Here is a 19,767-nt window from a genome sequence, read left to right as displayed (position 1 = left end):
GGACACCACAATTGCCCGGCGGACGGGTTGCGCATATCTCCGCCCGCTTCTTCCTTCCGCCACCTTGGATTCGCGCAGATGAGCAGCACCCCGGAACTCCATTATATTGCCTATGAACAGTTCCTCGCAAATGCGCGTGCTGTCGCGCAAAAGATCGCCGGCGATGGGTGGCAGCCCGATTTCGTGATCGGCATCGGCCGCGGCGGCCTCGTCCCGGCTGTCTACATTTCGCACCAGCTCAACCTGCCGATGCTGTCGATCGATCATTCGTCGAAGGTGCCGGGTTTCGCCGACGAGCTGCTCGGCAAGGTCGCGGAAAAGAGCGCCGACGGCACCAAGCTGCTGTTCGTCGACGACATCAACGACAGCGGCGGCACGATCGACTATATCCGTCGCCTGCTCGCCGACGATGGCGGCGCGGCGGAGAACCTCCGCTTCGCGGTGGTGCTGAGCAACACCCGCTCGAAGGTCGCGGTCGATTACTGGGCCGAGACGATCGACCGCGAGATCGATAAGCGCTGGTTCGTCTTCCCGTGGGAAGCCGTGGGCAAGAGCGACACGATCGTCGAGGAAGCGCTGTCAGTGCCCGAGCGGCTTGCCTGATCCTGCGTGCGCGCGGCCGGTACTGTTGCCGATCGTGCGCACCATCCAGCCTTCGAGCCGGGCGACGTCGATGCTGCGGACGATCGTCGCCGGCTGCTCGCCAAGACCCGGCTGATAGCCCTCGCGCCATGACAGCATGTCGCCATAGCCGGCGGAAAACTGCGTGTTGTAATCGACATAGCGGCGATCGCTGGCGGTGACGATCGAGGGATCGAGCCACACCCCGGCGGCAATCTCGTCCCACAGCGGAAAGCCCGGTTCTAGGCCGGCGATGAAGCGCCCGACCTCGGGGCTGGCGGCCTTCGCAAGCCGGTCAAGCAGGTCCCGCCGCAGCTGCGTTGCGGTCGAGGGATCGACCGGCACCACGGTGATCTTCCGCCAGGGGCTGTGCGACACGATGCTGGCGGCCTCGGGATCGAAGCGCATGTTGAACTCGCGGCGCGGCGTATCGACGAACTCGCGCGCGAAATCGGCGGCGGAGCGGTTGTCCAGCAGCTGATGCGGGTTGAGACTGCCGCCCATATAGACCAGTTCCTTGGCCAACCGGGCGAAGTTCGGATCCAGCCGCTGCGCCAGCGCGAGATTGGTCAGCGGCCCGGCGGCGAGAATGGTGATCTCGCCGGGATGGAGATGCACCATCCGGATCAGGAAATTGGCGGCGATCTCGGGCGAGGCATGGATCTTGGGATTGCCGCCCGGCAGGTCGACGGGATCGTCCGGCCCGTAATGGCGCGGCGTGCTCTGCTGGGTGGGCTCCACCCAAGCCCGCATCCACGCGCCCTTCCAGGTGAGCTTGCCGTACAGCGCCTCCCAGCGTTCGGTCAGCGCCTCCGAATTGACCAGCGGGAAGGTCGCGCCCTGCACCACCGGCACGTCGGTGCGCCCGGCGATCTCCAGCCCGCGCAGCGCCATGGCAGTCGCGCGGTTGGCCCAGGCATTGCCCGAGACCGTGGTGATGCCGAGCACGTCGACATTTTCCGCCTCCAGCAGCATCAGGTGCATCAGCGCGAAGCCCTCGTCGTCGATGATCACCTTGCGCTTCGCCGGCTGTGCCTGCGCCGCGCCGGCGCCGAGCAGCACCAGGCCGCACAGCATCACCGTCCGCAACAGCGCGGCGTGCCAGAGCTTCGCAGGACGTATCCCGGAGCGAATGAAAGCGCGAGCCTTCCCCCTGGGTTCGTCATCCCGGCGGAAGCCGGGATCCAGACGCCTTTCGGCTGCAGCAAGAGCCTGGACGGAGCACCCAATGGATCCCGGCTTACGCCGGGATGACGGGCCCTCGGGAGGCGACTGGATCCTGTCACCGAATCCTTGCCTCACGCGCGCGTCCCCCTTTCCCATGCACATTCCCCCAGAATATAGGTTCGCCGGATCGCGCGGTCGTCGCCCAGGATCTGGAGCGCGAACAGCCGCTCGGCGAGCGTGGCGCCGGCGGTGCGGCGCGCCAACAGCGGCGTCGCAGCGGGATCGAGCTGGACGAAATCCGCCTCCTGCCCAGGCTCGAGCGCGCCCACGCGATCGTCGATATGCAGCAGCGCCGCCGATCCGGCAGTGGCGAGATACAAGGCGCGGAACGGATCGAGCGCGGCTTCACGGGAAAGCGCCGCCTCATAGGCATGGCCGGCGGTGCGGAGCATCGAAAAGCTCGTCCCCGCGCCGACATCGCTGCCCAGCCCCAGCCGAAGCCCATGCGCATCGGCCTGGCCGAAATCGAAAAAGCCGGAGCCGAGGAACAGGTTGGAGCTGGGGCACACCGCGATCCCCGCCCCGCTTTCCGCGAGCCGGGCGCAGGCGCGATCGGGCAGATGCACGCCGTGCGCGAACACCGAACGCGCGCCGACCAGCCCGAACCGGTCATAGGCGTCGAGATAGTCGCGCGCCTCAGGGAACCGCGCCGCTACCGCCGCGCATTCATGGACGTTCTCGGCAAGATGGGTGTGCAGCAGCACCTCGGGATGCTCCGTCAGCAGCGCACCCGCCGCGTGCAGCTGCGTATCCGAGGAGGTCAAGGCAAAGCGCGGCGTCACCGCATAGCCGAGCCGCCCCCGACCCCGCCACCGCCGGATCAGCGCCTCGCTTTCGGCGCGTGCGCTGTCGGGCGTGTCGGCCAGCCCCTCCGGCCCGAGGTCCATCAGCACCTTGCCCGAGACGATCCGCATCCGCCGCGCCAGCGCTGCCTCGAACAGTGCGTCCACCGAATGTTCGTGCACGGTCGCGAACACCAGCGCGCTGGTCGTGCCGTTGCGCAGCAACTCACCCAGGAACGCCGCCGCCACCGCATCGGCATGCGCCCGATCGGCAAAGGCCTTTTCCGCGGGGAAGATGTGGCGATCGAGCCAGTCGAGCAACTGCGCGCCGTGCGAGGCTATCCGGTCCATCTGCGGATAATGGACATGCGCGTCGATGAAGCCGGGCACGAGGATGCCGTCCAGCCTCTCGGTCGGCACATCGGCATGCGCACCGGCAAGCTCGGCATAAGCCCCGCGCGCGACGACGATGCCATCCTCGACGACGAGCAGCCCATCGGCCTCGTGGCGCACCGCGTGCGGATGGTCGCGCGGATCGTGCGCGACCGAGAGGATCTCACCGCGAAAGGCTCGACGGGTCATGGCGTCCCCAATTGCAGCAGTTGCGCCAGCGCCGCGATCGCGATGACCTCGGGTTCCTTGCCCAAGATGCCGGGCACGCCGATCGGGCAGGTCAGGCGCGCGCGGGCATCCGCATCGATGCCGTCGCCCTCCAGCCGGTGGAGGAAGCGCGCGCGCTTGGTCGCCGAGCCGATCAGCCCGACAAAGGCGAGCGGCGAGCGCGCCAGCGCCGCCCGGGTGAGCCGGTAATCGAGCGCATGATCGTGGGTGAGGATCAGCATCGCCGCCTCGGCCGGCGCATCCTCGACGCAGCGCTCGATCGAGTCCGCCTCGACGATCACCGCGCCGGCCTCGGCATAGTCCGCACGCGTGTCGAACCAGGCGAGCCGCAGCGGCAGCGCGCCGGCATGGCGCGCGATCGCCTGGCCGACATGCCCGGCACCAAACAGATAGACGACGCGCCGCGCCTGCCCGATCGTCTCGACAAACTGTGCCCCCACGCCCGGCCGCTCGCCCCGCGCGCCCACCGACACCGGCACCGCATCGTCGCACACGCGCCGCTCGACGCGCGGGACGGTGAGCGTCGAGACGAGCCGCCGCCCCTCGGCCGCCTCGCCCAGCCAGCCGAGCGCTTCGGGATCGACATGCTCGACCAGCAGCCGCACCCGGCCGCCGCAGCATTGGCCAAGCAGCGGCCCGAGCGGATAATCCTGCACCCGCCAGCTTCCCGGTGGATGCCCGAGCAGCGCCCGCGCCTGCTCGACCGCGCGATATTCGAGCTGCCCGCCGCCGATCGTGCCGCTGCTACCCGTCGCCGTCACCAGCATCCGCGTGCCGCTGCCGCGCGGTGCCGACCCTTCGGTCGCCAGCACGGTGATCATCGCCCGCGGCGACTCGGCCTCCGACAGCCCTGCCAGCCAGTCCGTCATGCGGCGCGCTGCGCGGCCACGGCGCGGAGGATGCGTTCGGGCGTCGCCGGCGCATCGAGCAACGGCAGGCCGCGAACCTCCGGTGCCACGGCAGCAATTGCTTGGTTGAGCGCGGAGAAGACCGAAATGGCGAGCATGAAGGGCGGCTCCCCCACCGCCTTGGACCGATGGATGGTCGGCTCGACATTCTCCCCGTCCCACAGCGCGATCGACAGATGCCGCGGCCGATCGGAGGCGGTCGGGATCTTGTAGGTCGCCGGCGAGTGGGTCAGCAGCCGGCCGCGCGCGTCGAACACCAGTTCCTCGGTGGTCAGCCAGCCCTGTCCCTGGAGGAACCCGCCCTCGATCTGGCCGAGATCGATCGCCGGATTGAGCGAGCGCCCGACATCGTGGAGGATGTCGACCGCCAGCACGCGGTGCTCGCCGGTCAGCGTGTCGATCACCACTTCTGACACCGAGGCGCCATAGGCGAAATAGTAGAAGGGCCGCCCCCTATGCGCGACGCGGTCATAGGCGATGTCGGGGGTGGCATAATAGCCGGTGGCGGACAGCGAGATGCGGCCGATATGCGCCTTGCGGCACAGGTCGCCGAACGGCATCTCGGTGCCGCCTACCCGCACCAGCCCGTCAGCAAAACGCACGGCGTCCGCATCGCAGCCGAACGTCCGCGCGGCGAAGGCCGTGATCCGGTCGCGGATCGTCCTCGCCGCATTGTAGGCCGCCATACCGTTGAGATCGGCGCCCGAAGACGCCGCCGTCGCCGAGGTGTTGGGCACCTTGTCGGTGCGCGTCGCGGTGATCCGCACGCGGGCCACGGGCACACCGAACACGTCGGCCACGATCTGGGCGACCTTGATGTACAGGCCCTGCCCCATCTCGGTGCCGCCATGGTTGATCTGGATGCTGCCATCGGCATAGACATGCACCAGCGCCCCCGCCTGGTTGAGGTGGGTGGTGGTGAAGCTGATGCCGAATTTGACCGGCGTCAGCGCGATCCCCTTCTTGAGCACCGAATTGCGCGCGTTGAACGCGGCGATCTCCGCCCGGCGCGCACCGTAGCGGGCGGTGGTACGCAAGCGATCGATCAGTTCCGGCGCGATATTGTCGGCCACCGTCATGCCGTACGGCGTCGTATCGCGTGCCGGGCCGTAGAGATTGGCGATCCGCACCGCGAGCGGATCGCTCCCCAGATGCGCCGCGACATCGTCCAGCACCCGCTCGATCGCGAGCATCCCCTGCGGGCCGCCAAAGCCGCGAAACGCAGTGGCAGAGACGGTGTTGGTCTTCAACCGCTCCGAGACGATCTCGACATTGGGCAGGAAGTAGCAATTGTCGGCATGGAACATCGCCCGGTCGTTAATCGCCGGCGACAGGTCGACCGTGGCGCCGCAGCGCGAGGCCAGCGCGAGCCGCAGCGCAAGGATGCGGCCCTCCGCATCGAAGCCGACGCGATAGTCGACGCGGAACTCGTGGCGCTTGCCGGTCATCACCATGTCGTCGTCGCGGTCGCAGCGGAACTTGGCCGGCCGCCCGGTCTTGTCCGCCGCCAGCGCCGCCGCCGCCGCGAACAGCGCCGCCTGGGTCTCCTTGCCGCCAAACGCGCCGCCCATACGCCGCACCTCCACCGTCACGTCCGCCGACGAACGGTGGAGCAGATGCGCTACCAGATGCTGGACTTCGCTCGGATGCTGGGTGGAGCTGAGGACATGGACCTGCCCGTCCTCGCCGGGCGTCGCGACCGCCACCTGCCCTTCCAGGTAGAAATGATCCTGGCCGCCCATTGCGAACCCGCCGACCAGCCGGTGCGGCGCGGTCGCCAGCGCGGCTTCGGCATCGCCCCGCGCCATGCGCTGGGTCGGCTCGATCAGCGACCCCGCCGCGCGCGCTTCGTCGATCGTAACGTGCGCCGGCAGCGGCGCATAGTCGATCCGCCCGAGCCGCGCCGCCTTGCGCGCCGCGCGCTGGCTGGTCGCGGCGACGAGGAAGACCGGCTGGCCGATGCTGATCACCGCGTCCTCGGCGAGCAGCCGGTCGTCGCCCGCCACCGGGCTCACATCGTTGGCGCCGGGGATGTCGGCGGCGGTAAACACCGCAACCACGCCCGGGGCGGCACGCACCTCGCTGAGGTCCATCGCCACGATCCGGGCATGCGCTTCGCTGCTCTGGCCGAAGGCGAGGTGGAGCATATCGGCGGGTTCCGGCTCGTCATCGGCATAGCGGGCGGTGCCGGCGACGTGGAGATGCGCGCTGTCGTGCGGGTGCGACGGCCTGGCGCGCGTCGTGCGGGGGGCGTCATGCTCCGCCAAGCGCGTCCTCCAGTTCCAGAACGGAGACGGCCTCGCCCTGCGCCTTCGCCCAGAGCCGCAGCAACAGGTTCGCCGCCGCGTCCAGCCGATAGGCGGCGGAGCCGCGCACGTCGCTCACCGGGGTGAAATCCGCGCGCAGCGCCGCTGCGGCGCGCTCGATCGTCGCCAGGGTGAAGGGCTGGCCGGTCAGCGCCGCCTCGCACGCGGAGGCGCGGCGCGGCGTCGCCGCCATGCCGCCGAACGCAATCCGGGCGCTGGCAACCACCCCCTGCTCCACCCGCAGCGCGAACGCGCCGCACACTGCCGAAATATCGCTGTCGAAGCGGCGCGAAAGCTTGGAGATGTGGATCAGGTCGTTCGCTCCCGGCCGGGGCACATGGATCGCCTCGATGAACTCGCCCGCGCGGCGGTCCTGCCTGCCATAGTCGAGGAAATAGTCCTCCAGCGGCATCGTGCGTTTGCCGCCCGCGCTGCGTAGCGTCAGCGTCGCACCCAGCGCGATCAGCGCCGGCGGCCCGTCCCCGATCGGCGAGCCATTGGCGATGTTGCCGCCGATCGTCGCCGCGTTGCGCACCTGCAGCCCGCCGATCCGCCGCACCAGTTCGCCCAGATCGGGATGCAGCCGCGCAAAGGCCGCATGGGCATCGGCATAGCGCACGCCGGCACCCAGGGTCAGACCCTCGCGGCTTTCGTCGATATGCTGCAGTTCGGGAATGTCGCCGATAAAGATCAGGGTCTCGAGGTCGCGCAGGCCCTTGGTAACCCACAAACCGACATCCGTCGCCCCCGCGACGATCCGCGCCTCGGGCCATGCGGCGAGCAAATCGGCAAGCGCCGCGGCGGTGCGCGGCACGAACCAGCGCTGGCCCGCGCTTTCGCCCGAGAGCGTCTCCGAACGCGCCAGATCGCGCAGCGTCGCCACCATGGCAGCATCGTCGCGCGGCAGCCGCTCCACCGTCTGCGCCGCCGCCAGGATCGGGCCATAGCCGGTGCAGCGACACAGATTGCCCGCGATCACATCGGTCACCGGCAGCTCGGCGCCCTTCGCACCGATGCAGCGGCCATAGAGCGACATCACGAATCCCGGCGTGCAGAAGCCGCATTGCGAGCTGCCATTTGCTGCCATGCAGGCCTGCAAGGGATTGAGCGCGCCCGCCGCGCCCAGACTCTCCACGGTGAGCAGCGCCTTGCCGTCGAGCATCGGCAGGAACAGGATGCAGGCATTCACCGCCCGCCACGTAATCGCGCTACCCTCGGCGTCAAGCGTGCCGACCAGCACCGTGCAGGCGCCGCAATCGCCCTCTGAACAACCTTCCTTGGTGCCGGTCCGCCGCAGGCGATAGCGCAGATGATCGAGCAAGGTCGCGGTGGGCAATACCGCGTCCAGCGCCACCACTTCGCCGTCGAGAAGGAAACGCACCATCATCTCAACTGCCCCGATAGGTCGAATAGCCATAGGGCGCGACGAGCAGCGGCACGTGATAATGGCCATCGTCGGCGACGCCGAACTCGATCGTCACCACGTCGAGAAACGGCGGATCGGCGAGCGTGACGCCGTGCGCGCGAAAATAGTCGGCGATGGCGAACGACAGCCGATAGCGCCCCGGTGCGGCACCCGGCAGGCCGGGGCAACGCCCGTCTGCATCGGTCGCGCCTTCGAACAGCAGCGTGCCGGCGGCATCGGCGAGTTGCAGCGCAACGCCCGCCGCCGGTCGGCCATGGGCGGTATCGAGAACATGGGTCGAAAGGCTGGTCATGCCGCCGCCTCCGCGGTCTGGCGGGGCCATTCGCCGAGAAATTCGGGCTCGTCATAGGCGATCAGCGCGCCCAGCAGCGCGTCGCGATCGTCGAGGAACAACTGGTCTGCCACGCCCTTCACCAGCCGCGGCAGTGCCGTCGCCAGCCCCGAAAGTGCCGAGGCCGAAAGGCCCAGGCTGATCAGCGCCGAATAGTTGAACGCGAATAGGCCGTGCAGCTTGGCCGCATCCTCAGGTGTGCGCGGCAGTAGTTCGAAGCCCTCCCCCAGATAGGGATGCGCATCGATCAGCGCATTGCGCGCCTCGGCAGGCGCCGCAAACCGATCGGCCCAGCGCGCAATGCCATCCGCCACCAGCGCCAGTTCGGGGCGCAGCGCGGGATCGCTGACCAGTCCGGTCGACAGCACGACGAAGTCGAAATCATGCTCGCCCTGCGGCGTCACCACCTGCACCCCCTCGCCGCGCTGCGCGACCGACAGCCAGGGCGCTCCAAGGTGCAGCGCAAAGCCCGGCCAGGCGGCGGCGCGCGCGAAGGTGTCGTTGGTCGGCGGCTGGTTGTGGCCGAGGAAGGTGGCCATCACCGCATATTTCTCGGCATCGCCCAGCGCCGGAAACCGCCCGGTGAAACCCACGCGCTCCATGAAGCGGATCGGGTTGATCCGCGGCAGCACCTTGCGGCGCAGGAACACCTCGACCGCGCCCGCGCCTTGCCCAAGCGCCGCATGCGCATTGTCGAACGCCGAGGCGCCACCGCCGAGGATGCCGATGCGCTTGCCTGCCAGCGCGGCGAAGTCGATCGGCTCGCTGGTATGGGCATAGAGATGGCGCGGCAGCGCCTCGCGGATCATCGCCGGCACATGCCATTCGCCGCCTCCCTGGATGCCGGTAGCGAGCACCACCTTGCGCGCCAGCAGCGGCGCCTGCCCCTCCAGATGCAGCCGGTGCAGCCCCTCGCCGATCGGCTCGATCAGCGTTGCCCGCGTCTCGTTGCGCACCGGCAGCGCCAGCACCCGGCGATACCAACGCAGATAGGCCATCCAGTCGCCGCGCGCGATCTTGTCGAGCGCCGCCCAGCCCGCTGCACCATGCTGCGCCTCCCACCAGGCGCGGAAGCTCAGCGCCGGCACGCCGTAATCGATCGGGTTCAACCCCTTCGGCGTGCGCAGCGTGAGCATCCGCGCATAGGTTTCCCAGGGTCCTTCGAAACCCTCCGGATTCTCGTCGAGGATCAGCAGGTTCGCAATGCGCTCGCGCTTCAGGCCATAGGCCGCGGCAAGCCCGCTCTGCCCGCCGCCGACGATCACCACGTCATAGACATGGCCCTCAGGATGCTGGCGGGGCTGCGTCCAGTCAGGTCCCTCGCGGCCGATCAGCACCAATTGCCGGGCAAGCTCCGCCTCCAGCCGGGGCAGGCCGATCGCGTCTTCGATGGCGTTCATGCTGCATCTCCCAGGCGCAGGCGCACGATCTCGCCGATCTGCGCGATCGCTTCTGCCCGCTCGGTTTCGGAATCGCGGGTGAGCCGGTGCTCCATCGCGGCGAGGATGCCCGCCTTGTCGGTCAGGCGGACGCAGATGATGAAGGGGAACCCGAAGCGCGTGCGATAGGCCGCGTTGAGTTCGTGAAACCGCGCGAACTCCGCCGGGGTCAGCCGGTCGAGCCCGGCCGAGGCCTGTTCGGCGGCAGAGGTCTCGGTCAGCGTGCGATCGATCGCCGCCTTGCCCGCCAGCTCCGGATGCGCGCGGATCAGCGCGAGCTGCTCCTCGGCGCTCGCGGCATGGACCACCGCCATCAGATCGGCATGGCGATCGCCCGAGGACGGCGCCGCGTCAGCCCGCGCCTCCACCCAGGGGCTATGTTCGAACAGTGCGGTCAATGCGTCGCCCCCTCCAGGCTGACATGCGCAGAGACGACCTTCCAGCCATCGGTGAACTTGACCCAGCTCTGCGTCTGGCGGCCGCGCCGGTCGCTGTTCTCGCGGAAGAATTCGGCATCGGCGGTGGCGAAGGAGTCGCCATAGACGGTGATCGAGACGGTCCCGAGCCGCCGCTGCGGCGATCCGCCGCGCCCCTTGCGGAATTCGCGGATCGCCTCGATGCCGTACAGCACTTCGCCGACGCCGTAGCGGTTGGTGGTCGGCGCATCGTGGAACAGCGAGTCCATCGCCGCCACGTCGTCGGCCATCAGCGCGCGCTCATATGCGTGGAAGGCTGCGGTGACTTCCTGCAGCAGAACCGGATCGTTGATCTTCATGCCGGGTGTACCTCCCTCCAGTGTCGCGCGATATCGATGCGGCGCGCCACCCAGGCACCGCCGCTGGCCAAGACGTGATCGAGGAAGCGGGCGAGCGCCGCAGCACGCGCCGGGCGGCCGGCGACGCGGCCGTGCAGCCCCACCGACATCATCCGCCCGCCTTCTTGGCGCAGCTGGTCGAACGTGTCGCGCAGATAGCGGAAGAACTGTTCGCCCTCGGTGAAGCCGTTGAGCGCGACCATCTTCATGTCGTTCGCATCCAGGCTGTAGGGCACGATCAGCTGGGCGCCGCCATTCCGTCGGTCCCAATAGGGCAGGTCGTCGGCATAGCTGTCGGCATCGTAGAGAAAGCCGCCTTCCTCGGCGACCAGCCGGGCGGTGTTGGGCGAGGTGCGCCCCTGATACCAGCCAAGCGGACGGCTGCCGGTCACGCGGGTGTGCAGCGCGATCGCCTCAGCGATGTGCGCGCGCTCCACGTCCTCGGGGACGGTCTGATAGTCGATCCAGCGCAGCCCGTGGCTGGCGATCTCCCACGCGGCCGCCTGCATCGCCGCGACTGCCTGCGGGTTGCTCTCCAGCGCCTGGGCCACCCCGAACACGGTGACGGGCAGACCGCGCGCGGTGAACAGCCGGTGCAGCCGCCAGAAGCCGGCGCGGCTGCCATATTCGTACAGGCTCTCCATCGCCATCGCCCGCGCCGGATGGCTGGCCGCGCCGACCATTTCGGAGAGGAACGCCTCCGAGCCGGCATCGCCGTTGAGCACGCTGTTCTCAGCGCCTTCCTCGTAATTGATCACGAACTGCACGGCGATGCGCGCGCCGCCCGGCCAGCGCGGGTCCGGCGGGGTCTGCCCATAGCCGACCAGATCGCGCGCGGGCATCATGCCTCCCATGCCGCGAGCGCCGCCGCGACCGCCGCGCCGGCGGGCAGCGTGACGCCCTCCATCCGCAGACACGCCTCCAGCGCGCCGAGGGTGAGCAGCACCTTGTGCTTCATCGCATTGTAGCCCATCGCGCCGAGCCGCCAGATCCGCCCCTGGAGCGGGCCGAAGGCGGTGCCGATCTCGATCTCAAAATGGTCGCGCATGGCGGCGCGCACCCGCTCGCCATCGACGCCTTCGGGGATGAACACGCCGGTGACGTTGGTCATGCGGTGCGCGTCGTCGCCGAACACGGTGAGGCCCATCGCGCGCAAGCCCGCGGTCATCGCCCGACCGGCGGCGGCATGGCGGGCGAAGCGCGCAGCCAGCCCCTCGCCCAGCGCCACCCGCGCGCATTCCCGCGCGGCATAGAGCATCGAGGTCGCCTCGGTATGGTGGTTGAGGCGCTTCTCCGACCAATAGTCCATGATCATCGCCAGGTCGAAATAGTTGGAGGCGATGCGCGCGCCGCTGCCGTCCGCGATATCCGCCCGGCGGATGCCCCGCTCGACATGGCGGCGCGCGGAAATGTGACGTGCGGCAGCGTCCGAGATGGTGATCGGCGCCGAGCCCGAGGGACCGCCCAGGCATTTCTGCAGGCCCCCGGTCACCACGTCCACGCCCCAGCGATCCGCCGCGATTTCCATCCCGCCCAGTGTCGCGGTCGCGTCGACATAGCTGAGCGCCCCCGCCGCCCGGCACAGCGCGCCGAGGCCATCGAGCGGCTGCGCCATCGTCGTCGAGGTATCGCCGTGGACGCAGGCGACGAGCTTCGGCCCGCTCCGCTCGATCGCCGCCGCAACCGCGTCGAGCGGCACCACTTCCCCCCAGGGCGCATCGACCGTCTCGATCACCGCGCCGATGCGCGTCAGGATCTCGGTGAGCAGCAGCCCGAACCGGCCGAAATTGAGCACGAGCACCCGGTCGCCGGGCTCGACCAGACTGACCAGCGATGCCTCGATCGCCGCGCGCGCGGTGCCGTCGATCAGCATCGTCCAGCGGTTCCCGGTGCCGAACACCGGCCGATACAGCGCCATCACCTGGTTCATGTAGCCGGTCATCTCGGGATCGAACTGGCCGAGCAGATCGGCCGACATCGCCCGCAGCACGCGCGGATGGGCATTGACCGGCCCCGGCCCCATCAGCAGCCGCTGCGGCGGATCGATCTCTCCGAACAACAGGGGGTCAAGCTGGCTCAAACGTCGCTCCCAATCGATCGATGAAGCCGAGCATCCCCTGCAGCGCGATCTCCGCATCGGCAGGGTCGACATGCTCGGCCGGGTTGTGACTGATCCCGCCCCTACACCGCACGAACAGCATCGCGGTGGGGCACAAGGCGGCCATCACCATCGCGTCGTGCCCCGCACCGGAGACGATCCGGCGCGGCAACTGGCCTGCCGCCGCGAGCGCGGCATCCATCAGGTTCATCAGCGCGGGGTCGCACGGGCTCGCCGGCAGATCGTGAACCGGCTCGATCACGCTCTGCAGGCCACGCGCCTCGGCGATGGCGGCGATCGCCTCGACGATCGCATCCGCCGCGCGATCGCGCCGCTCGATATCGCCGGAGCGAATGTCGATCGTGCAGCGCACCGCGCCGGCGATCACGTTTGCGGCACCCGGCAGCGCCTCGATCCGTCCGACCGTGGCGACCAGATCCGAGGCATCGTCGCGCGCGATCCGCTCGACCGCCAGGATCATCTCCGCAGCCCCCGCCAGCGCATCGCGGCGCAGCGGCATCGTCGTCGTGCCCGCATGCCCCGCCATGCCGGTGACGGTGAGCTGCAAGCGCAATTGCGCGGCGATGCCGGTGACGGTCGCGACGGCCAGCCCCTCGGCCTCCAGCAGCGGGCCCTGCTCGATATGCGCCTCGAGATACGCGAGCGTCGTGCCCGGCGCTCGGGCCGCATCCAGATAGGTCACCGGATCGATCAGCGCGGCCAGCGCCACGCCCTCCGCATCGGCCATGTCCAGCGCCTCGGCAGCCAGGGTGCCCGCAACCGCGCGACTGGTCAGCATCGCGGCAGGGAAACGCGAGCCCTCCTCGTCGCCGAACGCGATCACTTCGATCGGGAAGGGCAGCCGCCTGCCGGCGCGGTGCAGCGCCGCGACGCACTCGATCCCGAGCAGGATGCCCAGCGGCCCGTCATAGCGGCCGCCGTCGCGCACGCTGTCGATATGGCTGCCGATCAGCAGCGCGGGCGCGTTCGCAATCGTGCCTTCGTAGCGGCCGATACAGTTTGCGGCGGGATCGCAGCGGACCTGCATGCCCGCATCGTCCATCCATGCGGCCAGCCGCTCGCACGCCGCCCAATAGGCCGGGGTCAGATAGCCGCGATACAGCCCGCCCGGCATGTCACTATAGGGCGCGCTGCCCAGCAGATCGCACCGCGCCACCGCGCGCGCGCCGCCGGAGAGGGACGCGCTCACCACGCCGCCACCGCGCCGTCGCTGCGCGGATCGGTCGCCCCATCGAGCCGGCCATCGCCGTGGCGCACGATCGCGCCGGCATGGCCCATCATCGCGGTCAGCGGGCCGACCCGCTCGACTTCGTGCCCGGCCTCGGCAAGCTGGCGGTAGAGGTCGTCCGCGAAGCCATCCTCCAGCTTGAGCGTGGTACTCTGCTCGCCCCAGGTGCGCCCGAGCAGCCAGCGCGGCGCGCGGATCGCGTCCTGCAAATCGACGCCGTAGCGGGCATAGCGGGTGAACAGCGCCGCCTGGGTCTGCGGCTGCCCCTCGCCGCCCATCGTGCCATAGGCCATCACCCGGCCGTCATCGAACGCGGCCAGCGCCGGGTTGAGCGTATGGAACGGCTTGCGCCCCGGCCGCAGCGCGTTCCAGCCAGATGCGGCGAGACGGAAAGAACTGCCGCGATTCTGCCAGGTGATCCCCGTTTCCGGCAGCACCAGACCCGATCCGAATTCGAAATAGGTCGACTGGATGCAGCTTACCACGCGGCCCGTGGCGTCGGCGGCGCCGAACCAGCAGGTGTCGCCCCATTGCGGCGGCTGCGGCCAGGGCAGCGCACGGGCAGGATCGATCGCCGCCGCCATCGCGTCCAGCACCCCGGCATCGTCGAGCAGCGCCTGCGGATCGGCATCGCCATGCACCGGATCGCCGCAATGCCGGTCGCGCCACAGAAACGCCTGCTTGGTCGCCTCGACCAGGCCGTGGACATGGTCGAATCCATCGCACGCCGCCGCTTCCAGCCGATCGAACAGCGCCAGGATCAGCAGCGAGGCGATGCCCTGCGTTGGCGGCGTGCTGTTGTAGAGCCGCGCGCCGCGGATGGGCACCGACAGCGCTGGTGGCGTGGTCGCCTGGTGCGCGGCGAGGTCGGCGCGTGACACCGGACTGCCCAGCGCGGCAAGGTCCGCCGCGATGCGCTCGGCAAGGCTACCGCGATAGAAGCCGTCGAGCCCCTCCGCCGCGAGCTGCCGCAGCGTCGCCGCAAGCCTAGGCTGGGTCAGGATGTCGCCTGCCTGGAGTGGCCGGCCCTGCGGCTCGAAGGTCGCCGCATAGGCGCCGGGTTGCGCGCGCAGTTCCTCGCCCTTGGCGGATGCGATCGCCGCGCCTCCCGCCGTCACCGCCACGCCGCCTTCGGCATACGCGACGGCATCGCGCAGCAGGCGGTCGAGCGGCAAGGTGCCGCCAGCCTCCGCCAGCGCCGCCGCCCAGGCCGAAACCGTACCCGCCACCGTATTCGCCGCGAGCGGCCCGCGCGTCGGCACCGCCGACAGTCCAGCATAGCGCGCGAGATCCGCAGCGGCTGCCGCGCCGCCGCAGCCATGCACCGAATGCACCCGACCATCGGGCTCGCGGATCACCCAGAAGCCATCGCCGCCGATCCCGGTCATGTGCGGATAGACCACCGCCAGCGCCGCCGCGACCGCGACCGCCGCCTCCACCGCGTTGCCGCCGTCGCGCAGCACCGAGAGCCCGGCCTCGGACGCGAGGTAATGCGGCGCGGTCACCATGCCGCGCGTGCCGTGGCGGGTGGCGAGGCTCATGCGCCTGCGCTCAGCCAGACGAAGCGGACCACGAACAGCCCGGCCAGCACGAACAGGAACCAGTCGCTCTTCACCGCGCGGCCGCGCAGCAGCTTGAGCAGCGCATGCGCGGTGATCCCGAACGCGAGGCCATTGGCGATCGAAAAGGTCAGCGGAATCATCGCGACGGTGAGGAAGGCCGGCAGCGCCGCCAGCGGATCCCCCCATTCCACCTCGCGCAGCGGCAGCAGCATCAGCCCGCCGACCACGATCAGCGCCGGCGCCGTCGCCGCAAGCGGCACGATCTGCGCATAGGGCGCGACGAACATCGTCAGCAGGAACAACACGCCGGTCACCACCGCGGTAAGCCCGGTGCGCCCGCCTGCCTGCACCCCCGCCGCGCTCTCGACATAGCTGGTCACCGTGCTGGTGCCGGCGGTCGCGCCGACCATCGTCGCGGTGGCATCGGCGATCAGGATGCGGTTGAGCCCCGGGATCCGCCCCGCCGCGTCGATCAGTCCGGCGCGCTTGGTCACCGCCACCAGCGTGCCGATATTGTCGAACAGGTCGACGAACAGGAACACGAACAGGATCTCGAACAGCCCCAGCCCATGGCTGCCGGTGAGCCCGAACACGCCCGGCAGGTCGAGCTTGAACGCCGTGCCGGTCAGCGCCGAGAGGCTGTAGGGCTCGGGCTTGAGCACCACCTGCCCCGTCGCCCAGCCGATGATCGTCGTCGCGACGATACCGATCAGCATCGCCCCGCGCACGTTCCAGATGCTCAGCGTGCCGATCAGCGCCAGCCCGAACAGCGCCAGCGCCGCGCCCGGCGCCTTGAGGTTGCCCAGCGCCACGAAGGTCGCGGGATCGGCGACGATGATCCCGGCATTCTTCAGCCCGATAAAGCCGATGAACAGCCCGATCCCGCCCGCCACCGCAGCGAACAGATGCTGCGGGATCACCGCGACGATCTGCTGCCGCACGCCGGTCAGCGTCAGTGCGAGAAAGGCGACGCCCGAAATAAACACGCAGCCCAGCGCCACCGGCCACGGCACGCCCATGTGCTGAACGACGGTGAAGCTGAAATAGGCGTTGAGCCCCATCCCCGGCGCGAGCCCGAGCGGCGTGTTCGCCACCAGCCCCATCAGGATCGAAGCGAACGCCGCAGCAAAGCACGTCGCCGCCGCCACAGAGGCCACCGGCATGCCCGCCAGCCCGAGGATCGACGGGTTGACCAGCACGATGTACGCCATGGTTAGGAAGGTGGTGAACCCCGCCAGCACCTCGGTCCGCACGCTGGTGCCGCGCGCCGACAGCGCGAAATATTTCTCGAGTGCCCCGGCCTGCGCCGCCCTCGCCTCGCTCATTGCATGCTTCCCTCAAATCCCCCGGGCGGCGGGGAGACCCCGACCACCCCCTGTTGCTCCAGCCACGCAGCATAGGCGAACAGCGTCGCCTCCGAACCCGGTTTGCCGATCAGTTGCAGCCCCAGCGGCAGCCGGCCGGGGCGCAGCAGCGGCACCGCCAGCGAGGGCAGCCCCAGAAAGCTGATCGGCTGGGTATGGATGCCCAGGTCCGCGCGCGCCGGCACCATCGCGCCGTCGATGCAGATCCGCGGATCGGCGACCGCGGGCGCCGTGCAGGGCGTCGCCGGAGCCAGCAAGATGTCGATATCGGCCATCAGCACTGCGACCTGCGCCCGGAAGGTGGCACGGAAGGTCTGCGCTTCGTCATAGAGCCCGCGCGGCAGCAGTGCGCCAGCGATCAGCCGGTCGCGCGTCGCCGGATCGAACAGCATCGCATGCTCGGCCAGCGCGGCGCGGTGCAGCGCGCCGCCTTCGCAGGCGGTGATCAGGAACGCCGCCGATCGGGCGCGGGCGATGTCCGGCAGCGTCACCACCGGCGCATCGGGTGCGATCGCCGCCATGGCCGCGACCTGATCGGGATCGACATTCTCCGCGAACCGACCGCCGAGCCGCGCCACGCGGACCTCGCCTGGCTGCGGCGCTGTCTCCGCCCCGCGCAACACCGCCCAGATCTGCGCCATGTCAGCGGCGGAGCGGGCGAAATGGCCGACATCGTCGAAGCTCTCGGCGAACGGGAACACGCCCGCCAGCGGCAGGTCGGCATGGGTCGGCTTCAGGCCATAGACGCCGGTCAGGCTCGCCGGCACCCGCACCGATCCGTTGGTGTCCGATCCCAGCGAAAAGGGCAGCAGCCCCGCCGAAACCACCGCCGCCGATCCGCCCGACGATCCGCCCGCGAGCCGCTCGCGATCGTGCGGGTTGCGCGTGGTGCCGTGGCGCGCGTTGATCGTCGCGAAGCCATAGGCGAACTCGTCCATATTGAGCGTCGCCACCAGCACCGCACCGGCCGCGCGCAGCCGCGTGACGGCTTCGGCATCGGCGGCGGCGGGCGGCGCGTCGGCATAGAGCGTGGATCCGGCGGTCGTCGGCAGGCCGGCGATGTCGAACAGGTCCTTCACGCCATAGGGTACACCGGCGAGCGGTCCGGGATCGCGCCCCGCCGCCGCCGCCGCATCCACGGCCTGCGCTTCGGCACGGGCGCGCTCGGCAAGGGTCCGCGTCACCGCGACCAGCGGCGCCGCCTCGGCCAGTCTGGCAAGACACTGCTCGAGGATGGCGGACGCGGTGGTGCGGCCGCCACGAACCGCCTGCGCGATGTCGATCGCGCCCATCATGCGACGGTCGTGCCGCGCAGCGTCGCAGCGTGACGCTCGAGCAGGGCGAGGTTCGCCGTCACGCCGGCCCGGCACGCCTCGGGGATCGGCAGTCCGGTCCTTGCCGACGCCTCGGCGATCTCCGCATCGCTGCGCGGGACCGCCACGGCGTCCCGCTGCTCGGCCTGCTGGCGGTAGCGTCCGGCGAGCGCGGCACAGAGGAACAGCTGGAGTTGGTGGAAAATCATCAGCGGCAGCACGATCAGCCCCACCTGCGCCGGCGCGAACAGCGCGCCCGCCATCGGCACGCCGGAGACCAGGCTCTTCTTAGATCCGCAGAACAGCAGCACGATCGCGTCCTCGCGCGGCAGCCTGGCCAGCCGGGCGACCAGCAGGTTCGCCCCCATCACCCCGCCCAGCAAGATCGCGCTGAGCACCACCACTGCGAGCAGGTCCACCCCGCCGACGCGCCGCCAGATGCCGTTCACCACCGCGGCGCTGAACGCGGAATAGACCACGAGCAGGATCGAGCCGCGATCGACCGGCTGGAGGAGCTTCCGGTGCCGCTCGACGAAACCGCCGATCACCGGGCGAAGCAGGTGCCCCGCCAGGAAGGGCGCCAGCAATTGCAGCAAAATCGATTCTACCGCCTGCCACGAAGACACAGCCGCACCGCCGCCCGTCCGCAGCAGCAGGCCCACCAGCAGCGGCGTCAGGAAGATGCCGATCAGGTTGGACAAGGATGCGCTGCACACCGCTGCCGCGACATTGCCGCGGGCGATCGCGGTGAACGCGATCGACGACTGCACCGTCGATGGCAGCAGCGTGAGATACAGCAGCCCCGCCACGATCAGCGGATTTCCGGCGCCACGCAGCCCGGCGAGCAGCGCCAGTCCCAGCGCCGGAAACAGCAGATAGGTGGAGCCGAGCACCAGCCCGTGCAGCCGCCAGTTACCGACGCCCTGCACGATCGCGCTTCGCGAAAGCTTTGCTCCCTGCAGAAAAAACAACACCGCGATGGCAAGATCGGCAAGGATTCCGACCGCGCCGGCCACCCTTCCCTGCGCAGGAACGACCGACGCCGCTGCCACGACGGCGATCAGGTACAACAGAAATGGATCCAACCGCAGCGGCACGTGCATCACTCGCGTCATTGGCGAGGCTATGCCCGACCGGCGGCGCGCGATCCAACGCAATGAGCTGGATGGATCGTTGCAAAAAATAGAACACTCACCTCATCGTGCTTGTGGGTATTTGCCGAAAACGCACCGCGATAACGGCTGGCTCTTCAATGGTGGATAGCATCGTGCTGCATCATTCCTTCGGACCCATCGGCGTATCTTCCACAGACTGCCGATGCCGCATTTCAGGACGTCTTCTCGTTGCTCCCATACCCCTTCGCGAGGCTTGCGGTCGCTGTAGCTCGCGAATGGCGTGCGTAGTCGTGGCACTGCCGTGAAGAAATCTGCCCCATAGCTCCCTCCACGGCGATGGCGATAAATCCACACCGTCACATGCTACGACGCCAGCCGAAGCGGGCATCCACCCCATCAGTTCAGACATCCACAGTCGGTGACACAATCCTGCGCACAAGCTGTGCCCTTCTGTGCCCCTACATGTCTTGCGGTGTCCTTCGAGCTGCGCTTCGCGGCGGGGGAGCCCGAACAGACCCCGAAATAATTATTGTTTTTCAACACCTTACCAAAATATCCAAGCCCGAGAGCGGATCACTCTTGCCCTTGCCG

General features: G+C 69.3%; 17 protein-coding genes and 1 pseudogene. 1 reads left to right on the top strand and 17 read right to left on the bottom strand.

The window, feature by feature from the left end; genetic code table 11:
• Window positions 1-78 precede the first annotated feature (78 nt).
• A complete protein-coding gene (locus SAZ01S_RS03350) occupies window positions 79-603 on the top strand; it encodes a phosphoribosyltransferase (protein WP_084580043.1) in 525 nt (174 codons plus the stop codon).
• Here the strand turns inward: SAZ01S_RS03350 and SAZ01S_RS03345 are convergent.
• From SAZ01S_RS03345 to SAZ01S_RS24700, 17 genes and pseudogenes are all read right to left on the bottom strand, one after another.
• A complete protein-coding gene (locus tag SAZ01S_RS03345; protein ID WP_084580041.1) occupies window positions 580-1,698 on the bottom strand; it encodes a nucleoside hydrolase in 1,119 nt (372 codons plus the stop codon). The two genes, SAZ01S_RS03350 and SAZ01S_RS03345, sit on opposite strands and share 24 nt — an antisense overlap.
• 221 nt (window positions 1,699-1,919) lie before the next feature.
• Entirely contained in the window at window positions 1,920-3,212 is a 1,293-nt protein-coding gene (gene guaD / locus SAZ01S_RS03340) for a guanine deaminase (RefSeq protein ID WP_084580039.1), read from the bottom strand.
• Window positions 3,209-4,120, bottom strand: a complete 912-nt coding sequence (gene xdhC / locus SAZ01S_RS03335; RefSeq protein ID WP_084580037.1) for a xanthine dehydrogenase accessory protein XdhC — start codon at window positions 4,118-4,120, stop codon at window positions 3,209-3,211. The genes guaD and xdhC overlap by 4 nt, the downstream gene beginning before the upstream one ends.
• On the bottom strand, window positions 4,117-6,426 hold the full coding sequence (gene xdhB, locus SAZ01S_RS03330) for a xanthine dehydrogenase molybdopterin binding subunit (RefSeq protein ID WP_084580035.1): 2,310 nt from the start codon (window positions 6,424-6,426) through the stop codon (window positions 4,117-4,119). Before xdhB ends, xdhC begins: the two co-directional genes overlap by 4 nt.
• Window positions 6,413-7,852: a xanthine dehydrogenase small subunit gene (gene xdhA / locus SAZ01S_RS03325; RefSeq protein ID WP_084580033.1), complete on the bottom strand. Its 1,440-nt coding sequence runs from the start codon at window positions 7,850-7,852 to the stop codon at window positions 6,413-6,415. The genes xdhB and xdhA overlap by 14 nt, the downstream gene beginning before the upstream one ends.
• A gap of 1 nt (window position 7,853) precedes the next feature.
• Complete coding sequence (gene uraH, locus SAZ01S_RS03320; RefSeq protein WP_084580085.1) at window positions 7,854-8,183, bottom strand: hydroxyisourate hydrolase; 330 nt, start codon at window positions 8,181-8,183, stop codon at window positions 7,854-7,856.
• Window positions 8,180-9,622, bottom strand: coding sequence for an FAD/NAD(P)-binding protein (locus SAZ01S_RS03315; RefSeq protein WP_139809913.1), 1,443 nt, complete (start codon window positions 9,620-9,622; stop codon window positions 8,180-8,182). The genes uraH and SAZ01S_RS03315 overlap by 4 nt, the downstream gene beginning before the upstream one ends.
• A complete protein-coding gene (uraD, locus tag SAZ01S_RS03310) occupies window positions 9,619-10,059 on the bottom strand; it encodes a 2-oxo-4-hydroxy-4-carboxy-5-ureidoimidazoline decarboxylase (RefSeq protein ID WP_084580031.1) in 441 nt (146 codons plus the stop codon). Before uraD ends, SAZ01S_RS03315 begins: the two co-directional genes overlap by 4 nt.
• Window positions 10,056-10,436, bottom strand: coding sequence for an oxalurate catabolism protein HpxZ (gene hpxZ, locus SAZ01S_RS03305; RefSeq protein ID WP_084580029.1), 381 nt, complete (start codon window positions 10,434-10,436; stop codon window positions 10,056-10,058). The genes uraD and hpxZ overlap by 4 nt, the downstream gene beginning before the upstream one ends.
• Window positions 10,433-11,320, bottom strand: coding sequence for an allantoinase PuuE (gene puuE / locus SAZ01S_RS03300; protein WP_084580027.1), 888 nt, complete (start codon window positions 11,318-11,320; stop codon window positions 10,433-10,435). The genes hpxZ and puuE overlap by 4 nt, the downstream gene beginning before the upstream one ends.
• Complete coding sequence (locus tag SAZ01S_RS03295) at window positions 11,317-12,498, bottom strand: pyridoxal-phosphate-dependent aminotransferase family protein (protein ID WP_218018014.1); 1,182 nt, start codon at window positions 12,496-12,498, stop codon at window positions 11,317-11,319. The genes puuE and SAZ01S_RS03295 overlap by 4 nt, the downstream gene beginning before the upstream one ends.
• Before the next feature lie 43 nt (window positions 12,499-12,541).
• Complete coding sequence (locus tag SAZ01S_RS03290) at window positions 12,542-13,786, bottom strand: allantoate amidohydrolase (protein WP_084580023.1); 1,245 nt, start codon at window positions 13,784-13,786, stop codon at window positions 12,542-12,544.
• Entirely contained in the window at window positions 13,780-15,363 is a 1,584-nt protein-coding gene (locus SAZ01S_RS03285; protein ID WP_084580021.1) for a gamma-glutamyltransferase family protein, read from the bottom strand. The genes SAZ01S_RS03290 and SAZ01S_RS03285 overlap by 7 nt, the downstream gene beginning before the upstream one ends.
• Complete coding sequence (locus tag SAZ01S_RS03280) at window positions 15,360-16,709, bottom strand: NCS2 family permease (RefSeq protein ID WP_084580019.1); 1,350 nt, start codon at window positions 16,707-16,709, stop codon at window positions 15,360-15,362. Before SAZ01S_RS03280 ends, SAZ01S_RS03285 begins: the two co-directional genes overlap by 4 nt.
• Entirely contained in the window at window positions 16,706-18,043 is a 1,338-nt protein-coding gene (locus SAZ01S_RS03275; protein WP_084580017.1) for an AtzE family amidohydrolase, read from the bottom strand. The genes SAZ01S_RS03280 and SAZ01S_RS03275 overlap by 4 nt, the downstream gene beginning before the upstream one ends.
• Window positions 18,040-19,176 (bottom strand): bile acid:sodium symporter, encoded by a 1,137-nt coding sequence (locus tag SAZ01S_RS03270; RefSeq protein WP_084580015.1) that lies wholly within the window; start codon window positions 19,174-19,176, stop codon window positions 18,040-18,042. The genes SAZ01S_RS03275 and SAZ01S_RS03270 overlap by 4 nt, the downstream gene beginning before the upstream one ends.
• 163 nt (window positions 19,177-19,339) lie before the next feature.
• Window positions 19,340-19,528, bottom strand: a pseudogene (locus tag SAZ01S_RS24700) (hypothetical protein); the annotation flags it as partial.
• Window positions 19,529-19,767: the final 239 nt, after the last annotated feature.

This window comes from Sphingomonas azotifigens NBRC 15497 (assembly GCF_002091475.1).
Lineage (GTDB): Bacteria > Pseudomonadota > Alphaproteobacteria > Sphingomonadales > Sphingomonadaceae > Sphingomonas > Sphingomonas azotifigens.
This window is presented reverse-complemented; position numbering and strand designations above follow the sequence as displayed.

Bases quoted from the DNA above. Each gene is read 5' to 3' on its own strand.
- SAZ01S_RS03350 (WP_084580043.1), top strand. From the start codon at position 79: ATGAGCAGCACCCCGGAACTCCATTATATTGCCTATGAACAGTTCCTC.
- SAZ01S_RS03345 (WP_084580041.1), bottom strand. From the start codon at position 1,698: ATGCTGTGCGGCCTGGTGCTGCTCGGCGCCGGCGCGGCGCAGGCACAG.
- guaD (WP_084580039.1), bottom strand. From the start codon at position 3,212: ATGACCCGTCGAGCCTTTCGCGGTGAGATCCTCTCGGTCGCGCACGAT.
- xdhC (WP_084580037.1), bottom strand. From the start codon at position 4,120: ATGACGGACTGGCTGGCAGGGCTGTCGGAGGCCGAGTCGCCGCGGGCG.
- xdhA (WP_084580033.1), bottom strand. From the start codon at position 7,852: ATGATGGTGCGTTTCCTTCTCGACGGCGAAGTGGTGGCGCTGGACGCG.
- uraH (WP_084580085.1), bottom strand. From the start codon at position 8,183: ATGACCAGCCTTTCGACCCATGTTCTCGATACCGCCCATGGCCGACCG.
- SAZ01S_RS03315 (WP_139809913.1), bottom strand. From the start codon at position 9,622: ATGAACGCCATCGAAGACGCGATCGGCCTGCCCCGGCTGGAGGCGGAG.
- hpxZ (WP_084580029.1), bottom strand. From the start codon at position 10,436: ATGAAGATCAACGATCCGGTTCTGCTGCAGGAAGTCACCGCAGCCTTC.
- puuE (WP_084580027.1), bottom strand. From the start codon at position 11,320: ATGATGCCCGCGCGCGATCTGGTCGGCTATGGGCAGACCCCGCCGGAC.
- SAZ01S_RS03295 (WP_218018014.1), bottom strand. From the start codon at position 12,498: ATGGGGCCGGGGCCGGTCAATGCCCATCCGCGCGTGCTGCGGGCGATG.
- SAZ01S_RS03285 (WP_084580021.1), bottom strand. From the start codon at position 15,363: ATGAGCCTCGCCACCCGCCACGGCACGCGCGGCATGGTGACCGCGCCG.
- SAZ01S_RS03280 (WP_084580019.1), bottom strand. From the start codon at position 16,709: ATGAGCGAGGCGAGGGCGGCGCAGGCCGGGGCACTCGAGAAATATTTC.
- SAZ01S_RS03275 (WP_084580017.1), bottom strand. From the start codon at position 18,043: ATGATGGGCGCGATCGACATCGCGCAGGCGGTTCGTGGCGGCCGCACC.
- SAZ01S_RS03270 (WP_084580015.1), bottom strand. From the start codon at position 19,176: ATGACGCGAGTGATGCACGTGCCGCTGCGGTTGGATCCATTTCTGTTG.